Raw genomic sequence first — 17069 nt, forward strand, 5'->3', positions numbered from 1 at the left:
AGGCGCACTCAGTTCCGGGCGCTGGCGAGCTTGCCCAACATCGTCAGCGCCTGATCCATCTGCTCGAGCGAGACGAACTCGTCGGCCTTATGGGCCTGCTCGATCGAGCCGGGCCCGCAGATCACCGCGTCCATTCCGAGCGACTGGAACAGCCCGGCCTCGGTGTTGAAAGCAACGCAGCCTGCGTGGTTCTGCCCGGTCAGCGCGAAGACCAGATCGCGCGCGGCGTTGTCGTCCATCGGCTCGAGCCCCACGACCTCGCCGATGGTCTCGGTGGAGATCGCGGCTTCCGGCGCGATGGCGCGCATCTCGGGCAGCAGCGTGTCTTCGACGTAGCTCGCGATCTCGGCTTTGACGAAATCCATGTCAGCGGCATTGATCGGGCGCATCTCCCAGGCCAGTTCGGCGCGCGGCGCGATCACGTTATGAGAAATGCCGCCTTTCAGCGCGCCTACGTTGAGCGTCGTCTGCGGCGGATCGAAGCGCGAGCCTTCGGGGCAGCGTTTGATCAGCTCGGCGCGCAGCTCGAACAGGCGGTTGATGTAGCGCACAGCGTATTCGACCGCGTTCACGCCCTTCTCAGGCGCGGAGCTATGGCCCGGCAGCCCCTCGAAGCGCACGGTATATTCGCAGCAGCCCTTGTTGCCGTCGAAGACCTGCATCGAAGTCGGCTCTCCGATGATGCACAGCGCCGGTCTGACCGGGCGTTTCGCCAGCAGCTTCACCAGTTCCTGCGCGCCCAGACAGCCGACTTCCTCGTCATGGGTGAAGGCGAAATGGATCGGGCGGGTTTTCGCGGCCTCGGCCAGCAGATCGAGCGAGCCGAGACAGGCGGCGATGAAGCCTTTCATGTCGCAGGCGCCGCGCCCGTAGAGCTTGCCGTCGCGCTCGGTCATGGTGAAAGGATCGCTGGTCCAGTCCTGATCGGTGACCGGTACCACGTCCGAATGGCCCGACAGCACCAGCCCGCCATCGCCTGCCTCGCCCAGCGTCGCGAAAAGGTTCGCCTTGTGGCCGCTCTCGTCGACCATGACCTCTACCGCCGCGCCGACGGTTTCCAGCCGGTCCGCGATGTAGTGGATGATCGGCAGGTTGCTGTCGGTCGAGATCGTCGGGTAGGCGATCAGGTCCGAGAGGATCGCGCGGGTGGTGTCGATCCGCATCGGCTCAGTCCTTGACGAACAGTTTGCGCTCGATGTTGCACAGCGGCTCGGCGGGGCCGTCCTCGGTGATGAGGATGGTCTCGGTCGTCTCCATCCCCCAGTCATCCATCCAGAGGCCGGGCATGAAGTGGAAGGTCATGCCGGGCTCGAGGATCGTCTCGTCGGTGTCGCGGATCGAGACGGTATGCTCGCCCCAATCCGGCGGGTAGGAACAGCCCACCGCGTAACCCGCGCGGTTCGGGCGTTCGATGCCGACCTTGGCCAGCTCGACGTTCAGTGCGCGGGCGATGTCACAGGCGCGGTTCCCGGCACGCGCGACTTCGATCCCGGCGTTGAGGCCTTCGGTCAGCGCTTCGCTCGCATCGAGGACATGCTGCGGGGGCTTGCCCAGAAAGATCGTACGCGAGAGCGGCGCGTGATAGCGACGGTAGCAGCCGGATTGCTCGACGAAGGTCGCTTCGCCAGCTTTCAGTGCCTCGCCGTTCCATGTCAGGTGCGGCGCGGAGGCATCCGGACCCGAGGGCAGCATCGGCACGATGGCCGGATAATCGCCCCAGCTGTCTTCCTCGCCCTGCACGGCGGTCTTGTACAATTCGCCGACCAGATCATGCTTGCGCAGCCCCGGCTCGGCCAGTTCCACCGCACGCTGGATCACCAGTTCGGAGATCCGTGCGGCACGGCGCATGAAACGCAGCTCCTCGTCGGATTTGATCAGGCGCTGCCAGTTCACCAGCACAGAGGCATCGAGCAGCGTCGCTTCGGGCAGCCCTTCGAAGAGGACTGCATGCGCTTTCGCGGTGTAGAAATAGGTCTCCATCTCGACGCCGATCCGGGCCTTGCCGTAGCCCATGATCCGCAGGTGAGAGGCGAGGTCTTCCATCGGGTGCATGATGTCGGATTGCACCATCGCGTCGTTGTAATGGAGGATGTTTTCCTCCTCCATCCAGACGGTGCGGCGCGCGCCGTTGGAATCCATGAAGCGGCCCCACCAATAGGGGGCGCCCTCCATCGGCAGGATCACGCCCTGATGGGTGTAGAAGGACCAGCCGTCATAACCTGTCAGCCAGAACTGGTTAGACGGGTTGGTGATGAAGAGAATGTCGATCTCGCGCTGCGCCATTGCCGCGCGTACGAGCGCGATCCGGCGGGAAAATTCGAGTTCGCTGAAGTGCACGTTTTCGATCGGCATTCGGGCTTCTTTCTGCTGGCGGTATTTCGGGCAGGTTGGGGCGCGCCCCCGAGCAAGGTCAAGGCCAAAACGAAAACGTGCAACCCCCGGGAGGGCTGCACGTTCGCGTGAAATGGTGCAGTCGTTGTCGTCGCTTACGGAATGAGCCGAGCGAGGATCAATTCCGCCGCTTCCTCGGGGCTGATCGCGGTGGTGTCGATCCGCATCTCGGGGTTCTCGGGTGCCTCGTAGGGCGAGTCGATGCCGGTGAAGTTCTTCAGCTGGCCGGATCGCGCCTTGGCATAGAGCCCTTTCACGTCGCGCGCCTCGGCCACTTCGAGCGGCGTATCCACGAAGACTTCGAGGAATTCGCCCGGCTGCATCATTGCGCGCACCATGTCGCGCTCCGAGCGGAAGGGCGAGATGAAGGCCGTGACCACGATGAGGCCCGCGTCGGTCATCAGCTTCGCGACCTCGCCGACGCGGCGGATGTTTTCCACGCGGTCGGCCTCGGTGAAGCCCAGATCCTTGTTCAGGCCGTGGCGCACGTTGTCGCCATCGAGCAGGAAAGTGTGGCGGTTCATCCGCGCCAGCTTCTTCTCGACCATGTTGGCGATCGTGGATTTGCCCGAGCCCGACAGGCCCGTGAGCCAGACCACCGCCGGCTTCTGGTGCTTCATGTTGGCATGATGCTCGCGCCCGATATCGGTCGCCTGCCAGTGGATGTTCTGGGCCCGGCGCAGCGCGAAGTTGATCATGCCCGCAGCCGCAGTCTGGTTGGTCATCTTGTCGATCAGGATGAACCCGCCCAGATCGCGGTTCTCGGCATAGGGGGCGAAGGGGATCTCGCGGTCGGTGGTGATGTTGGCCACGCCGATCGCGTTCAGGTCCAGCGTCTTCGTCGCCAGATGCTCCTGCGTGTTGACGTTCACCTCGTATTTCGGCTCCTGCACGGTCGCCGAGACGGTCTGCGTGCCGATTTTCAGCCAATAGGCGCGGCCTGGCAGCAGTTCGTTCTCGTCCATCCAGACAATGGTGGTCTCGAACTGGTCGGCCACTTCCAGCGGTTCTTTCGCGGAGACGATGACCTGCCCGCGCGAGCAGTCGATCTCGTCGACCAGCGTGATCGTGATGGATTCGCCCGCCACCGCCATGTCGCGGTCGCCCTCCAAGCTGACGATCCGCGCCACTTTCGAGGTTTTGCCCGAGGGCAGCACGCGCACCTCGTCGCCCGGACGCACGGTGCCCGACGCGATCAGCCCCGAGAAGCCGCGGAAGTCGAGGTTGGGGCGGTTCACCCATTGCACCGGCATCCGGAAGGGGCGCTCCTGATCGGAGGTCACGTCCACCTCGACCGCTTCGAGATAGGGTAGGAGCGACGGCCCCTTGTACCAGGGGGTATTCTCGCTCGGGCCCGTGATGTTGTCGCCCTTGAAGCCCGAGATCGGGATCGCGGTGAAGCCTTCGATGCCGATGCTGTCGGCGAAGGTTTGGTAATCGGCCACGATCTCGTCGAAGGTCGCCTGATCGTAGTCCACCAGATCCATCTTGTTCACCGCCAGCACGATATGGCGGATGCCGAGCTGGTGGACGAGGTAGGAGTGGCGCCGCGTTTGGGTCAGTACGCCCTTGCGCGCATCGATCAGGATCACCGCCAGATCGGCGGTCGAGGCGCCGGTGACCATGTTGCGGGTATACTGTTCGTGGCCGGGGGTGTCCGCGACGATGAACTTGCGCTTCTCGGTCGCGAAGAAGCGGTAGGCCACGTCGATCGTGATGCCCTGTTCGCGCTCGGCAGCGAGCCCGTCGACCAGCAGTGCGAAGTCGATCTCCTGGCCTTGGGTGCCGACGCGCTTGGAGTCGGCCTCCAGCGCGGCCAGCTGATCCTCGAAGATCATCTTGCTGTCATAGAGCAGCCGCCCGATCAGCGTCGATTTCCCGTCATCGACCGAGCCGCAAGTGATGAAGCGCAGCATGGTCTTGTGTTGATGCGCCTCGAGATAGGCGTCGATATCCTGCGCAATCAGCGCGTCGGTCTTGTAGATCGGATCGTTGGTCGTCATGTCGGCTCACCTGATAGGGTGGAAATGAAGGCGCGCGTGCGGCTCGGGAGGGGAGGGCTCAGAAATAGCCTTCCTGCTTTTTCTTCTCCATCGAGGCGCTCTGATCGTGGTCGATCGCGCGGCCCTGACGCTCGGAGGTGGTGGTCAGCAGCATTTCCTGAATGACTTCCGGAAGGGTCTGCGCCTCGCTCTCGACGGCGCCGGTCAGCGGGTAGCAGCCCAGAGTGCGGAAGCGGACCGAGCGCATCACCGGCTCCTCGCCGTCGCGCAGCGGGAAGCGGTCGTCGTCGACCATCAGGATCAGCCCGTCGCGCTCGACTGTCGGGCGCAGGGCCGAGAAATAGAGCGGGACGATCTCGATCCCTTCGAGGTGGATATATTGCCAGATGTCCAGCTCGGTCCAGTTCGAGATCGGGAAGACGCGGACGCTCTCGCCCTTCGCTTTCTTGGCGTTGTAGAGGCGCCAGAGCTCGGGGCGCTGGTTCTTCGGTTCCCAGCGATGATTGGCCGAGCGGAACGAGAACACGCGCTCCTTCGCGCGGGATTTCTCCTCGTCGCGGCGCGCGCCGCCGAAGGCCACGTCGAAGCCGTGCTTGTCCAGAGCCTGTTTCAGACCTTCGGTCTTCCACATGTCGGTATGCAGCGAGCCGTGATCGAACGGGTTGATCCCCTTGGCCTTCGCCTCGGGGTTCTGGTGCACGATCAGCTCCATCCCCGCATCCTTCGCGGCCTTGTCGCGCAGGTTGTACATCGCCTGGAATTTCCACGTCGTGTCGACATGCATCAGCGGGAAGGGCGGCGGCGACGGATAGAAGGCCTTCTTCGCGAGATGCAGCATCACCGCGCTGTCCTTGCCGACGGAATAGAGCATGACCGGATTGTCGGCTTCGGCCACGACTTCGCGCAGGATGTGAATGCTTTCGGCTTCGAGCCGCTGCAGGTGAGTCAGGGTCTTGTTCATGCGGGAGGTCTCTGTCTGATCGCGGTTTTCCGAGATATAGGCGGCGGGTTTTGCTGGATAACCCCCCAAATGGGGGGTAAATACGGCTTATGTTGGGGCAGTCCGAGAACACACTGTTGATCAACGCGCTCTTCGCGGCGGCGAGCGAGGCGGGAAAGGCTGGCTGGGTGCGCTTTCTCGAGCGGCTCTGTTCGGTCGCCCATGCCGAGGGTGCGGCGGTGCAGATTCTCGCACCCGAGGGGGAGGGCGCGGGCTGGCAGGTCGGCAGGATCGCCTTGCCGGACGCCGCGCGACTCCACCCGATGCGACTGGATCGTGTCTATTCGCAGATCGACCTGCCGGGTGAAGTGGCGTGGCCCGAACCGCTCCGGGCGCTGAAGGTCGCGGCAGGGGCGGCGGGGCGCGTGGTGCTGATGATCGCGCGCCCGAACCGGGATTTCCGCGCGGCGGAGGCGTTGGCCCTCTCGACGCTCGCGCCGCATCTGGGGCAGGCGGTGATGATACGCGAGGCGCTGGGCGGCGAGCGGGCGCGAGCCGCGCGCGATGCCGAGGCCACGGCGGCGCTCGGTGCGGGGTGGTTGGTCCTGACGCCCGCGGGTACGGTGCTGGAATTCGATCCGCGCGTAGCGGCGGAATTCGATGCGGGAGGTTGGCTGCGGCTGCGCATCGGCGCGCGCCCGGAATTCGCCGACCCCGACGCCGCGCTGCGCTTTCGGCAGAGCCTCGCGAAACTCGGGGAAGGCGGGGAGGTCGTCCGGCCGATCCCGCTTGGCCCAGAGGGGCAGGGCGTGCTCCGGCTCGCGCCGGGGCGATGGCGGGGCAGTCCTGCACTGATCGGACATCTGCGCGCCATGCGGCTGGCTGAGGCGCTGCCGGTCGCGCGTGTCGCGGGGGCGCTGGATCTCAACCGGTCCGAGGCGCGGCTCGCGGCGCTTCTATGCGATGGGGCGAGCCTGCGCGAGGCGGCCGAGCGGCTTGGCTGGACGCTGGAGACCGCGCGCTCGACCTCAAAGCAGATCTATGCCCGCGCCGGGGTCAGCGGTCAGACGGGACTGTTGCGCAAGATGTTCGGCTCGGCGCTCTGGCTGGGTTAGCCGCGTACGAAGAAAACCGCCGCCATCACCAGCCCGACCGCAATGATGAAGCCGCGCAGCAGCGCCATATTGGTGATCCGCTTTGACAGATGCGCGCCCAGGTAGCCGCCGACGGCGCTCGCGATGCCCAGCACCAGAACCGCCTGCCAGTCGATTAGTCCGGCCACCGCGTAGGTTACGACCGAGACCAGCGACAGCACGGCCGAGACGAGGTTCTTCAGGCCGTTCATCGCATGCAGATCGGTGAAGCCAATCAAGCCGAGCGCGGCGAGCAGCATGATCCCGAGCCCGCCATTGAAATATCCGCCGTAGATCGTCACCGCGAGTAGCAGGGCGAAGGCGGACACGGCGCCCATCGTGCGGCCAAAGCGTTGCAGCGCCTTCAGCAGCATCGGCCCGAAGGCAAACGCTGCGGTTGCCAGCAGCAGAAGCCACGGCACCACGCCGGCGAACAGTTTTTCGGGCGTGATCAGCAGCAGGAGCGCGCCGAGGAACCCGCCCGCGACGGCGGCGATCAGGATCGTGCGCAGCGCCATCGGCCCCTTGTGGCGCAGCTCGTGGCGGAAGGCCCAGGCGCTCGACAGATAGCCGGGCAGGGCCGCCAGCGTCGCGGTGGCATTGGCGGTGATCGGCGGCACGCCGGTCCAGACAAGCGCGGGGAAGGACAAGAACGTCCCGCCGCCCGCGACCGCATTCAAAGCGCCCGCCGCGAGACCGGCGAGCGCGAGGATCAGGAAAGACAGCATTTCTTACCGTAGTCAGCCGAGGTCAGGTGCGACCGGAACGACGATCCGCCCGCGAACCTTTCCATCGAGGAATTTCGGCGCGGTTGCAATCACTTCGTCCAGGGCGACTTCCATCTCCATCGCGGCGAGCTTCTCCATGTCGAGATCGGCAGCCAGACGACGCCATGCTTCGACGCGATCCTCGATCGGGCACATCACGCTGTCGACGCCTGCGAGCGTCACGCCGCGCAGGATGAAGGGCGCGACCGAGGTCGGCAGGTTCATCGAACCCGCGAGACCACAGGCGGCGACGGTGCCGCGATAGGCCATCATCGACAGAACATTGGCCAACACCTCACCGCCGACCACGTCGACCGCACCGGCCCAGCGTTCCTTATTCAGCGGGCGCGGCTTGCCAGAAACGTCCTCGCGCGGAACGATCGACGATGCGCCGAGGCGCTTGAGGTAGTCTTCCTCTTCCGGGCGCCCGGTAACGGCAGCCACTTTATAGCCGAGCTTGCCCAGAAGAGCGATCGCGACGCTACCCACGCCGCCGGTCGCTCCGGTCACGACGATCTCGCCGCTCTCGGGCGTCACGCCATGCGCCTCGAGCGCCATCACGCAGAGCATCGCCGTGTAGCCCGCAGTGCCGATCGCCATTGCCTGACGCAAAGAGATACCGTCGGGCAGTTTCACCAGCCACTCGCCTTTCAGATGGGCGCGCTCTGCGAGCCCGCCCCAGTGTTTCTCGCCCACGCCCCAGCCGTTGAGCACGACCCGGTCGCCCTTGGCGAAATCGGGATGCTTGCTGGTCGCGACGATGCCGGAGCAGTCGATGCCCGGCACCATCGGGAAGCTGCGCACCACTGGGCCTGCGCCGGTGATCGCCAGTGCGTCCTTGTAGTTCATCGTCGAGTAGGCGACGTCGACCGCCACCTCGCCCTCTGCCAGATCGGGCAGGTCGATATCCTTGAGCGCGGCGCTCTGAGCCTCTTCGGGTTTCTCGATCAGGATGGCTTTGACCATGGGGTATCCTTTCAGCTTCGGGCGAGCCGCAGGAAGCCGTCGGTGAAACGGCGCAGCGGCTCGGGGTTGCGTTGAAGTTTCGTGCGCAGAACCGCGCCTTCCCAGCCGGTCCAGAACAGTTCTGCGAGTGCTTCGGGGTCGTGATCGGCGCCGATTTCGCCCACCATTTGCGCGTCACGCAGGCACGATACGGTAAGGTTTTGCCAGCGCTCGAACACCGCGATCAGGCGACTGCGGAACTCTTCGGGCAGGCTGCCCATTTCCTGACCGAGATTGCCGATCAGGCAGCCACGGCGGAAGTCGAACCGCGCCATGCCCGCCTCCGCGTCTTCGGTGAAGGCGGTGAGCCGGGCGAGTGGGGTGATGTCCGTGCGGTCGAAGGCGCGGCGCAGCTTGTCTTCGAAATAGGCGTCATAGGCGTCGATGAGCGCCGCGCCATAAGCCGCTTTCGTCGGGAAGTAGTGGTAGAAGCTGCCCTTTGTGACACCGGCAGCGGCGGTGATCTCTTCGAGAGCGACGCTTGCGTAGCCGCGCTCGGTCAATTGGGCGAGCCCTGCCTGGATCAGCGCCTTGCGGGCGTCCTGATCCTCGGGCTTGCGGCGCGGGCGGCCGCGGCGCGCGGGGGCTGGAGTAACGGTCATATAGAATTAATATACCATACGGTATGTAAAATCAACCGCCGCGAATGTCCCCCCTCGCCAATGCGGCCTTTGCCGAGCGGCGGCAGCGATCGGAACAGTAGCGCACGCTCTCCCAGTCACGGGCCCACTTTTTGCGCCACGCGAAGGCGCGGCCACAGCTGGCGCAGAGCTTTGTCGGCAGGTCGGATTTGCGGCGCATCTTCATGCAATTCGATACGCGGCGGACGCGTGGCCGGATGACCGCCGGCCAAAGGAAAAAGGGCCGCGCGCGGCGACCCCTCCCTCGTCCGTCTTTCCCGGCGATCAGATCGCCGAACTATGCCCGGCTTTCGACAGATCGTAAGCATCGAAATGGCGCGCGATCATGCGGGTGAGCGGGCGCGCCTTCGCCGGAATGCGCAGCCCGTCCGCGTTCACCTGAACCATGTCGCCGAAATGCTCCGCGCAGGCGGCGAACATTGCGGCGAGTTCCTTCGGATCGGCGCCGTAATCCCGCACCAGCTCTGCCGCTTTCACTTCGAAATCGCACATCAACGCCTCGATCAGCCGCGCGCGCATCTTGTCATCCGCAGTGAAGCGGTGCCCGCGCGAGGTCGAGAAGCGATCCGCCCGGATCGCAGCTGTATGGGCTGAAGTAGCTGGCGCGTTCTGTGCATAGCCTTGCGGGAAGCGCGAGATCGAGGACGCTCCGAGCCCGACCAGCGCCTCGGCCTGATCGTCGGTATAGCCTTGGAAATTGCGCCGCAACTGACCTCCCTTCTGGGCGGTCGAGAGCCCGTCGGTCGGCAGCGCGAAATGGTCGATTCCGATCTCGTCATAACCATCGGCCACGAACAACTCGCGCGCCACCTCGAACAGCTTCAGGCGCTCTTGCGGGGTGGGCAGATGGTCTGATGGGATCATCGTTTGGCGGCGCGCCATCCACGGCACATGCGCGTAGCCGTAGAGCGCCACGCGATCGGGTCCGAGCGACAGCAGCTTTTGCACCGAGGCCGCGATTTTCGTCGGTGTCTGGTAAGGCAGGCCGTAGAGGATATCGGCGTTGAGGCTCGCGACATCGCGTTCGCGAATCATGTCGACCGCAGCTTTGGTTACCTCATAGCTCTGGTCGCGCCCGATCACGCCCTGAATCTGCGGGTCGAAATCCTGCACCCCGATCGAGGCGCGGTTCATACCCGACTCGGCGAGCGCGTCGATGCGGGCGGCGTCGATTTCGTTGGGGTCGATCTCGACCGAGAATTCCGCGCCTTCGCCCATCGGTACCACGTCGAAGACCGCATCGGCGAGGCGGCGCATCATGTCGGGGGGCATCAGCGTCGGCGTGCCGCCGCCCCAATGCAGACGCGACAGCGTGACGCCGGGCGCCAAACGCTCCTTGAAGAGGCGCAGCTCGGCCAGCAGCGTCTCGGCATAGGCGCGGACCGGTTCCTCGCTTTGCGTGCCTTGCGTGCGGCAGGCGCAGAACCAGCAGAGCCGACGACAAAACGGCACGTGCATGTAGAGCGAAATCGACGCGCCTTCGGGGATAGCCTCGATCCAATGCGCGAATTCCATGGGGCCGACATCGCCCGCGAAATGGGGGGCGGTGGGGTAGCTCGTATAGCGGGGCACCCGTGCGTCGAAGAGTCCGAGTCGGGTAAGTTGCGATTCCTGTTCCATGCGCGTATCTTTAGAGATAACACGCGCGACAGAATTTGACCCAGATCAAGCAATATCCATATGGCACATGATGACGTTCAGCCTGCTTCGCTCGCATGCGGAGACTGCCCGATCCAACATCGCGCGGTCTGTGCGCGATGTGACGCGGAGGAGCTCGAGCAGCTTGAGAAGATCAAATATTACCGAAGCTTCGAAGCGGGGCAGACGATCATATGGGCGGGCGACCAGATGGATTTCGTGGCCTCGGTCGTCTCAGGGATCGCGACGCTGACGCAAACGCTCGAAGACGGGCGTACGCAGATGGTGGGTCTGTTGCTGCCCTCGGATTTCGTGGGGCGCCCCGGGCGCACCCGTGCCGCGTATAACGTGACCGCGACGACCGACATCCTGATGTGCTGTTTCCGCCGCAAGCCCTTCGAGGAAATGATGGAGCGCACGCCCCATATCGCGCAGCGCCTGTTGCAGATGACGCTCGACGAACTGGACGCCGCGCGCGAATGGATGCTGCTGCTGGGCCGCAAGACCGCGCGCGAGAAGATCGCCTCGCTCCTGTCGATCGTGGCGCGGCGTGATGCCTCGATCAACATGAGCCCCAGCGCCCGGCAGATGGTGTTCGATCTGCCGCTGACGCGCGAAGCGATGGCCGATTACCTTGGCCTCACGCTAGAGACGGTAAGTCGTCAGATGTCCGCGCTGAAACGCGACGGGGTGATCGAGCTGCAGGGTAAGCGCCACGTCACCGTGCCGGACATGGATCGGCTGCTGCTTGAGGCGGGCGATGACAGCGACGGCGGTTTCCTTATCTGAGCATACGTCCGGTCAGGGGGATACGCACTGCCGATAGGTGAGTGGCTTCATTCCGCCCTGCGAGATATCCTGACGCGATAGGTAGATGCCGGTGCTCGACAGGGTGAGCACGATATCGCGCTGCCATTTCTGCCCTTCGCCGGTGAAATTCCACGTGGCCCGAACCACGCGATCGGTCGCGCTGTCGATCTCAGCGAGCTTGGCTTGCGACTCGTAGAATTTCAGGCTGTCCGGCTGGACCACCATCAGGCCTTTGTTGTCATCGCGTGAGGCGTCGCAATCGGCCTTTGTCAGCCCCCAGCGTCCGACCATCCCCTCTGGCAGTGTCTTCGGCATCGTCCCGTCCTGTTTCGGCGTCATCTCCTGACAGGCAGACAGCAGGGCGAGGCTGGCGAGAAGGGTGGGAAGAATATGGCGGGTCATTGGGGGCTCCGGTCTTTCGTCAGCCAGCCAACCCGCCAGCGCGGCCGGAGTTCCGTGCCGGACACAGATGTCGCGAGAAGGTCGTTATTTCGCACGCGTTCCGTCGCGGTTTGGGCATTGTCGTAAGGTAAACGGAAGGAGGCTGCAGCGGGGAAGGGTTATGCGTATCCCGTTTACTTGTGTCTTTCTCGTTGTCGCCCCGGGCCCGAGTGTTGCCAACCGTATTGCAGAGAATGGCGCAATGCTCGGGTCTGTTCCACGACATCCGCGAAAGCATGTCCGACGCCGCGCGGGCAACGGGAAGGGCGTCGGGATCGGTCCCGAGTGACGAAAAACGGCGCCCCGAGAGGCGCCGTCGACAGTCTTGAAAGGCGGCGCGCTCAATGCGCCATGATCACCGGAACCTCGGCCATCTCGAGCATGTGGCGCGTCGCGCCGCCCAGGATCGCTTCGCGGAATCGCGAATGGCCGTAAGCCCCCATCACCACCGCATCGGCGTCGCTGTCGCTGATATGGCGGTTGAGCACGTCCGACACGCGCGGCATCGTCTTGGCGAGCACCGACACCTCGGCGTGGACGCCGTGACGCGAGAGCATCTGGCTGAGTTGGCCGCCCGGATCCGAGCGCTCGGGCCCATGCGCGGGCGGGTCGATCACGGTGATGTCGACCAGATCGGCGGATTTCAGGACGGGCAGGGCGGCCCGCACGGCGCGCATCGCTTCGTGCGACTGGTTCCACGCGATCACGACGCGCTTGGCAGGCATGTCGCCGTTATACCCGTCGGGTACGATCGCGACCGGAACCTGGCCCTCGAAGAGCGCGGCTTCGACTGCGGCCTCGATCTCCGGGCCGCGGCCCTCGCCATAGGGGCGGCCCATCACGACCAGATCGGCAAAGCGGGCGCGCTGCCCGACGACGGTAGCCATCGCCCCGATCTGCGAGACGACCGCATCGACGCCCCAGCGAATGTCTTCGGCTTCGAGGCGCGCGCGCACCGCGGCTTCCGCGTTGCGTGCGTCGTCTTGCGCGCGATCCATCGTTTCCTGTTGTACGAAGGCGGTCGCCCCCGCGTAGTAATATCCGGTCTGCGTGCGATCCACACCGAGGCAGAGCACGTCTAGGTGGGCGTCGCGCCGTCGGGCGACGGCCACGGCCGTGTCGATTTGTGTCGCGGCCGCCTTGGGATCCGTGACGATCGTGAGAAGTGTCTTGTAAGCCATGGGTCCTGTCCTTGCGCCATAAGCGATTAAGCATGTGAGACCAAAGCCTAACCCGAAGAGATCGGCCGCACTTTGACTCGGATCAAGAGACGTGATTGTCAGATCACAGAACTGCGACCGAATGGCGCAGTTCGATCGCGAGCATTTGATGCAGATCAAGGCATCGTGCATACCCTCGGACCACAAGGACTCCAGTCAGGCCCAGGAGGATTCTCGGTTCAAGAGAGTGCCGCAGGGGCAGACCAGACGAAGGGACGCACAAAATGTGGGATTATATCAAGCTGATCGCGCTTGGTCTTGTGGCGGTTCTGGCCGCCATTGCGGCCGGCTACGCGCGCGATCTTGCCTATCAGGTGAATGCTGTCGAGGTCATGCTGGCCGCGGCAATCGCGTTCATCTGGGTGCTTCGCACCATGGGGAGCCGCCAGCCGGTGGCTCACAACGAGTATTTCGACGGCGTGGTTCGCGCCGGGGTTATCGCGACGACCTTCTGGGGTGTCGTGGGCTTCCTGGTCGCCGTCATCATCGCTTTCCAGCTGGCCTATCCGGCGCTCAACTTCGAATGGGCGCAGGGCTACCTGAACTTCGGCAAGCTGCGCCCGTTGCACACCTCGGCGGTGATCTTCGCCTTCGGTGGCAACGCGCTGATCGCATCGTCGTTCTACGTGGTGCAGCGCACCTCGGCAGCGCGGCTGTTCGGCGGCAACGCGCTCGGCTGGTTCGTGTTCTGGGGCTATAACCTGTTCATCGTGCTCGCCGCGTCCGGCTACATCCTCGGCGCAACGCAGTCGAAGGAATATGCCGAGCCGGAATGGTATGTCGATATCTGGCTGACGATCGTCTGGGTCGCCTATCTGGTTGTCTTCCTCGGCACGATCTTCAAGCGCAAGGAACCCCATATCTACGTCGCCAACTGGTTCTACCTGTCCTTCATCGTGACCATCGCGATGCTGCATATCGTGAACAACCTGTCGATCCCGGTCTCGCTCTTCGGATCGAAGTCGGTGCAGGTCTTCTCGGGCGTGCAGGACGCGATGACGCAGTGGTGGTACGGCCACAATGCGGTGGGCTTCTTCCTGACCGCGGGCTTCCTCGGCATGATGTATTACTTCGTCCCGAAGCAGGCTGAACGTCCGGTCTATTCCTACAAGCTGTCGATCGTGCACTTCTGGGCGCTGATCTTCCTGTACATCTGGGCCGGTCCGCACCACCTCCACTACACGGCGCTGCCCGACTGGGCCTCGACGCTGGGCATGACCTTCTCAGTGATCCTGTGGATGCCTTCCTGGGGTGGCATGATCAACGGTCTGATGACGCTCTCGGGCGCATGGGACAAGCTGCGCACCGATCCGATCATCCGCATGATGGTGGTGTCGGTCGGCTTCTACGGCATGTCGACCTTCGAAGGCCCGATGATGTCGATCAAGGCGGTGAACTCGCTGTCGCACTACACCGACTGGACGATCGGTCACGTGCACTCGGGCGCGCTCGGCTGGAACGGCATGATCACCTTCGGCACGCTCTACTTCCTCGTGCCGCGTCTGTGGGCGCGTGAAGGGCTCTACTCGTTGAAACTGGTCAGCTGGCACTTCTGGCTCTCCACCATCGGGATCGTGCTCTATGCCGCGTCGATGTGGGTCGCCGGGATCATGCAGGGCCTGATGTGGCGCGAAACGGACAGCCAGGGCTTCCTCGTGAACGCCTTCGCCGACACCGTGGCCGCCATGCATCCGATGTTCGTGGTCCGTGGTCTGGGTGGTGTGCTCTACCTCACGGGTGGCATCATCATGGCCTACAATCTGTGGATGACCGTCGCTCGTCAGCCGCGCGTGGAATCGCGTTCGGTTGCCGCCGTGCCGGCTGAATAAGGAGGAGATCAATGGGACTTCTCGACAAACACGGCGTCCTTGAAAAGAACGCCACGCTCCTGCTGATCTTTGCCTTCCTGGTCGTCACGATCGGCGGCATCGTGGAGATCGCGCCGCTCTTCTACCTCGAAAACACCATCGAGGACGTGGACGGCATGCGTCCCTACACCCCGCTGGAGCTTACCGGGCGCGACATCTACATCCGTGAGGGCTGCTATGTCTGCCACTCGCAGATGATCCGCCCGATGCGCGACGAAGTGGAGCGTTACGGCCATTACTCGCTGGCAGCGGAGTCGCAATACGACCACCCGTTCCAGTGGGGTTCGAAGCGGACGGGGCCTGACCTCGCCCGCGTCGGCGGCCGCTACTCGGACGCCTGGCATGTGGATCACCTGACCAACCCGCAGTCGGTCGTGCCGGAATCGGTGATGCCGAAATACGGCTTCCTGCTCAATCGCATGGTCGATTCCAAGCATATCGACGAGCGGATCGCGACCGATGCGATGGTGGGTGTGCCCTACACGTCGGACATGATCGAGAACGCCAAGGCGGACTTCGCGGCCCAGGCCGATCCGAACAGCGACACCGACGGTCTGCTGGAGCGCTATCCCAACGCGGTGAACGTCCGCAACTTCGACGGTCGCCCGGGCATTTCCGAGATGGACGCGCTGGTGGCCTATCTGCAGGTGCTCGGCACCATGGTCGACTTCTCGACCTTCGAACCCGTGGCCAGCCGGTAAGGGGGGCTGATCAATGGACTATCATATCTTCAGGGAATTCGCGGACAGCTGGTTTCTGATCTTCATGTTCGTCTTCTTCCTGGCCGTCGTCGTCTGGGTCTTCCGGCCCGGCGCGCGCAAGACCTACGAAGATACGTCCGAGATTCCCTTCCGGTACGAAGACAAACCCGCCAATGCCTCGGAGGCCGGCGAGAGCCGGTCCTCCAAGGACTGACGGCGCCACGTTGTAAGGAGGCGTGGAAAACATGAGCAAGAGACCAAGCAAGCAAAAGCACGAGGTCGAGACCACGGGACACTCGTGGGACGGCATCGAGGAATACAACAACCCGCTGCCCAAATGGTGGCTGTGGACCTTCTATGCCTGCGTCATCTGGGGGATCGGTTACTCGATCGCGATGCCGGCATGGCCGATCTTCAAATCCGGCGCGACGCCGGGGATTCTGGGCTCCTCGACCCGCGCGAACGTGCAGGCCGAGATCGACAAGGTCGCCGCGGCGAACAAGCCGATCCAGGAGAAGCTCGTCTCGGTCGATCTCAACGAGATTTCGAACGATCCCGAGCTGAAGAACTACACCCAGAACGCGGGCGCCGCGGTGTTCCGCACCTGGTGCGCGCAATGTCACGGTGCGGGCGCGGGCGGCAACCCGAAGCACGGCTATCCGAACCTTCTCGACAGCGCATGGCTGTGGGGCGGCACGATGGAGGACATCCATTTCACCGTGACCCATGGCATCCGCAACGAGACGGACCCGGAAGGCGAGGCGCGGTTCTCGCAGATGCCGGCCTTCGGGAAAGATGGTCTTCTCGAGCCCGAGCAGATCGACCAGGTCGTGCAATATGTCCGCAAGATTTCGGACCAGGAGCATGACGAGGCGATGGCTGCGGAAGGCGAGACGATCTTCGCGGATAACTGCGCAGCCTGTCACGGTGAGAATGGCAAAGGCGACAACACCATGGGTGCGCCGAACCTCACCGATGCCGTCTGGCTCTATGGCGGTGACGTCGACACGCTGACCTACACGGTCACCAATGCCCGCTTCGGCGTGATGCCGAACTGGAACGAGCGTCTCTCGGAAGCGGATATCCGCGCCGTCGCGGCCTACGTTCACAGCTTGGGCGGCGGCCAGTAACGGTCGAAAACAAGAGAGATCCCGCGGGGCTTCGGTCTGGCGGGCCGCACCGGCACCCCGTCCTGTTCGCGCGTTTCCTGGGGGTGCCGGTGCCCAATTCCAGAGGGCCCCTTCGCGGGCCCTCTCGTTTGTCGAGGGTTACCTGCCGCCTAAGTTGGGGGGCGTTCCCGGGCAAAACAAGCGCCGTGCCAGCCGTTGCACGCCGTTGTGACCTCGCCGCGATGCCCGGGATCCTTCTGCGCGAAGCGCTGAGTGGCGGACCGGGGAGGCCGGCGGGGGTGCGACCACGTTGGTCCGGGGCGAACGAAATGTCGCGGCCGGGCGGTGCGGCTTCCGTTTGAAGACAGCGCTCAAAAGCGCTATTACACGGGAGCGCGACCG

At 64.1% G+C, this 17069-nt stretch carries 17 protein-coding genes; 6 read left to right on the forward strand and 11 right to left on the reverse strand.

Translation table 11 applies throughout. From position 1 onward, the window contains the following. Positions 1-8: 8 nt before the first annotated feature. The 4 genes from argE to cysD all read right to left on the reverse strand — a co-directional run bounded on the left by argE (position 9) and on the right by cysD (position 5391). Positions 9-1163: an acetylornithine deacetylase gene (argE, locus tag B6V74_RS07240; protein WP_088719655.1), complete on the reverse strand. Its 1155-nt coding sequence runs from the start codon at positions 1161-1163 to the stop codon at positions 9-11. 4 nt (positions 1164-1167) lie between these two features. Further along, on the reverse strand, positions 1168-2352 hold the full coding sequence (locus B6V74_RS07245; protein WP_075774146.1) for a M24 family metallopeptidase: 1185 nt from the start codon (positions 2350-2352) through the stop codon (positions 1168-1170). Positions 2353-2486: 134 nt separating this feature from the next. Next, positions 2487-4394, reverse strand: a complete 1908-nt coding sequence (gene cysN, locus B6V74_RS07250; protein ID WP_075774147.1) for a sulfate adenylyltransferase subunit CysN — start codon at positions 4392-4394, stop codon at positions 2487-2489. 58 nt (positions 4395-4452) lie between these two features. Next, positions 4453-5391, reverse strand: coding sequence for a sulfate adenylyltransferase subunit CysD (gene cysD, locus B6V74_RS07255; protein ID WP_276206151.1), 939 nt, complete (start codon positions 5389-5391; stop codon positions 4453-4455). Positions 5392-5471: 80 nt separating this feature from the next. Between cysD and B6V74_RS07260 the strand changes: the two genes are divergently transcribed. Further along, complete coding sequence (locus B6V74_RS07260) at positions 5472-6449, forward strand: helix-turn-helix transcriptional regulator (protein WP_146694528.1); 978 nt, start codon at positions 5472-5474, stop codon at positions 6447-6449. Here B6V74_RS07260 and B6V74_RS07265 read toward each other — a convergent pair. The 5 genes from B6V74_RS07265 to hemN form a co-directional block, all read right to left on the reverse strand. Next, the gene (locus B6V74_RS07265; protein ID WP_088722394.1) at positions 6446-7195 is read right to left on the reverse strand and encodes a sulfite exporter TauE/SafE family protein; all 750 of its coding nucleotides are present in this window, start codon (positions 7193-7195) and stop codon (positions 6446-6448) included. The two genes, B6V74_RS07260 and B6V74_RS07265, sit on opposite strands and share 4 nt — an antisense overlap. A 12-nt stretch (positions 7196-7207) precedes the next feature. Continuing rightward, positions 7208-8200 carry an MDR family oxidoreductase gene (locus tag B6V74_RS07270; RefSeq protein ID WP_088722395.1) on the reverse strand — a complete coding sequence of 331 codons (993 nt, stop codon included), beginning with the start codon at positions 8198-8200 and terminating at the stop codon, positions 7208-7210. Between the two features lie 11 nt (positions 8201-8211). Further along, on the reverse strand, positions 8212-8841 hold the full coding sequence (locus B6V74_RS07275; RefSeq protein WP_088722396.1) for a TetR/AcrR family transcriptional regulator: 630 nt from the start codon (positions 8839-8841) through the stop codon (positions 8212-8214). A 31-nt stretch (positions 8842-8872) separates the two neighbouring features. Further along, on the reverse strand, positions 8873-9046 hold the full coding sequence (locus B6V74_RS07280) for a DUF2256 domain-containing protein (RefSeq protein ID WP_206185188.1): 174 nt from the start codon (positions 9044-9046) through the stop codon (positions 8873-8875). A gap of 98 nt (positions 9047-9144) precedes the next feature. After that, the gene (gene hemN / locus B6V74_RS07285; protein WP_088722398.1) at positions 9145-10500 is read right to left on the reverse strand and encodes an oxygen-independent coproporphyrinogen III oxidase; all 1356 of its coding nucleotides are present in this window, start codon (positions 10498-10500) and stop codon (positions 9145-9147) included. 60 nt (positions 10501-10560) lie between these two features. Here hemN and B6V74_RS07290 point away from each other — a divergent pair, with 60 nt between their 5' ends. Then, entirely contained in the window at positions 10561-11307 is a 747-nt protein-coding gene (locus B6V74_RS07290) for a Crp/Fnr family transcriptional regulator (protein WP_075774153.1), read from the forward strand. Between the two features lie 12 nt (positions 11308-11319). Here the strand turns inward: B6V74_RS07290 and B6V74_RS07295 are convergent, their stop codons facing one another. Both B6V74_RS07295 and B6V74_RS07300 read right to left on the reverse strand, forming a co-directional pair. Further along, the gene (locus B6V74_RS07295; protein WP_088722399.1) at positions 11320-11730 is read right to left on the reverse strand and encodes a hypothetical protein; all 411 of its coding nucleotides are present in this window, start codon (positions 11728-11730) and stop codon (positions 11320-11322) included. Between the two features lie 380 nt (positions 11731-12110). After that, entirely contained in the window at positions 12111-12950 is an 840-nt protein-coding gene (locus B6V74_RS07300) for a universal stress protein (RefSeq protein ID WP_075774155.1), read from the reverse strand. A 263-nt stretch (positions 12951-13213) separates the two neighbouring features. Here B6V74_RS07300 and ccoN point away from each other — a divergent pair, with 263 nt between their 5' ends. Genes ccoN through ccoP form a run of 4 tightly spaced genes read left to right on the forward strand, consistent with a single transcriptional unit; the run spans position 13214 to position 16688 of the window. After that, positions 13214-14818: a cytochrome-c oxidase, cbb3-type subunit I gene (gene ccoN, locus B6V74_RS07305; protein ID WP_075774156.1), complete on the forward strand. Its 1605-nt coding sequence runs from the start codon at positions 13214-13216 to the stop codon at positions 14816-14818. Positions 14819-14829: 11 nt separating this feature from the next. After that, a complete protein-coding gene (gene ccoO / locus B6V74_RS07310; RefSeq protein ID WP_075774157.1) occupies positions 14830-15558 on the forward strand; it encodes a cytochrome-c oxidase, cbb3-type subunit II in 729 nt (242 codons plus the stop codon). Between the two features lie 13 nt (positions 15559-15571). Then, positions 15572-15772 (forward strand): cbb3-type cytochrome c oxidase subunit 3, encoded by a 201-nt coding sequence (locus B6V74_RS07315; RefSeq protein WP_075774158.1) that lies wholly within the window; start codon positions 15572-15574, stop codon positions 15770-15772. Positions 15773-15803: 31 nt separating this feature from the next. Next, positions 15804-16688: a cytochrome-c oxidase, cbb3-type subunit III gene (ccoP, locus tag B6V74_RS07320; RefSeq protein WP_088722400.1), complete on the forward strand. Its 885-nt coding sequence runs from the start codon at positions 15804-15806 to the stop codon at positions 16686-16688. Positions 16689-17069 lie beyond the last annotated feature (381 nt).

Source organism: Thioclava sp. F42-5, assembly GCF_002213195.1.
Taxonomy (GTDB): Bacteria; Pseudomonadota; Alphaproteobacteria; order Rhodobacterales; family Rhodobacteraceae; genus Thioclava; species Thioclava nitratireducens.

What these genes read in the sequence shown, in the direction of transcription:
- B6V74_RS07280 (WP_206185188.1), bottom strand. Translation starts at nt 9,046, where the DNA reads ATGAAGATGCGCCGCAAATCCGACCTGCCGACAAAGCTCTGCGCCAGC.
- B6V74_RS07275 (WP_088722396.1), bottom strand. Translation starts at nt 8,841, where the DNA reads ATGACCGTTACTCCAGCCCCCGCGCGCCGCGGCCGCCCGCGCCGCAAG.
- ccoP (WP_088722400.1), top strand. Translation starts at nt 15,804, where the DNA reads ATGAGCAAGAGACCAAGCAAGCAAAAGCACGAGGTCGAGACCACGGGA.
- cysN (WP_075774147.1), bottom strand. Translation starts at nt 4,394, where the DNA reads ATGACGACCAACGATCCGATCTACAAGACCGACGCGCTGATTGCGCAG.
- B6V74_RS07245 (WP_075774146.1), bottom strand. Translation starts at nt 2,352, where the DNA reads ATGCCGATCGAAAACGTGCACTTCAGCGAACTCGAATTTTCCCGCCGG.
- ccoO (WP_075774157.1), top strand. Translation starts at nt 14,830, where the DNA reads ATGGGACTTCTCGACAAACACGGCGTCCTTGAAAAGAACGCCACGCTC.
- ccoN (WP_075774156.1), top strand. Translation starts at nt 13,214, where the DNA reads ATGTGGGATTATATCAAGCTGATCGCGCTTGGTCTTGTGGCGGTTCTG.
- B6V74_RS07315 (WP_075774158.1), top strand. Translation starts at nt 15,572, where the DNA reads ATGGACTATCATATCTTCAGGGAATTCGCGGACAGCTGGTTTCTGATC.
- B6V74_RS07265 (WP_088722394.1), bottom strand. Translation starts at nt 7,195, where the DNA reads ATGCTGTCTTTCCTGATCCTCGCGCTCGCCGGTCTCGCGGCGGGCGCT.
- argE (WP_088719655.1), bottom strand. Translation starts at nt 1,163, where the DNA reads ATGCGGATCGACACCACCCGCGCGATCCTCTCGGACCTGATCGCCTAC.
- B6V74_RS07295 (WP_088722399.1), bottom strand. Translation starts at nt 11,730, where the DNA reads ATGACCCGCCATATTCTTCCCACCCTTCTCGCCAGCCTCGCCCTGCTG.
- B6V74_RS07290 (WP_075774153.1), top strand. Translation starts at nt 10,561, where the DNA reads ATGGCACATGATGACGTTCAGCCTGCTTCGCTCGCATGCGGAGACTGC.
- B6V74_RS07270 (WP_088722395.1), bottom strand. Translation starts at nt 8,200, where the DNA reads ATGGTCAAAGCCATCCTGATCGAGAAACCCGAAGAGGCTCAGAGCGCC.
- hemN (WP_088722398.1), bottom strand. Translation starts at nt 10,500, where the DNA reads ATGGAACAGGAATCGCAACTTACCCGACTCGGACTCTTCGACGCACGG.
- B6V74_RS07300 (WP_075774155.1), bottom strand. Translation starts at nt 12,950, where the DNA reads ATGGCTTACAAGACACTTCTCACGATCGTCACGGATCCCAAGGCGGCC.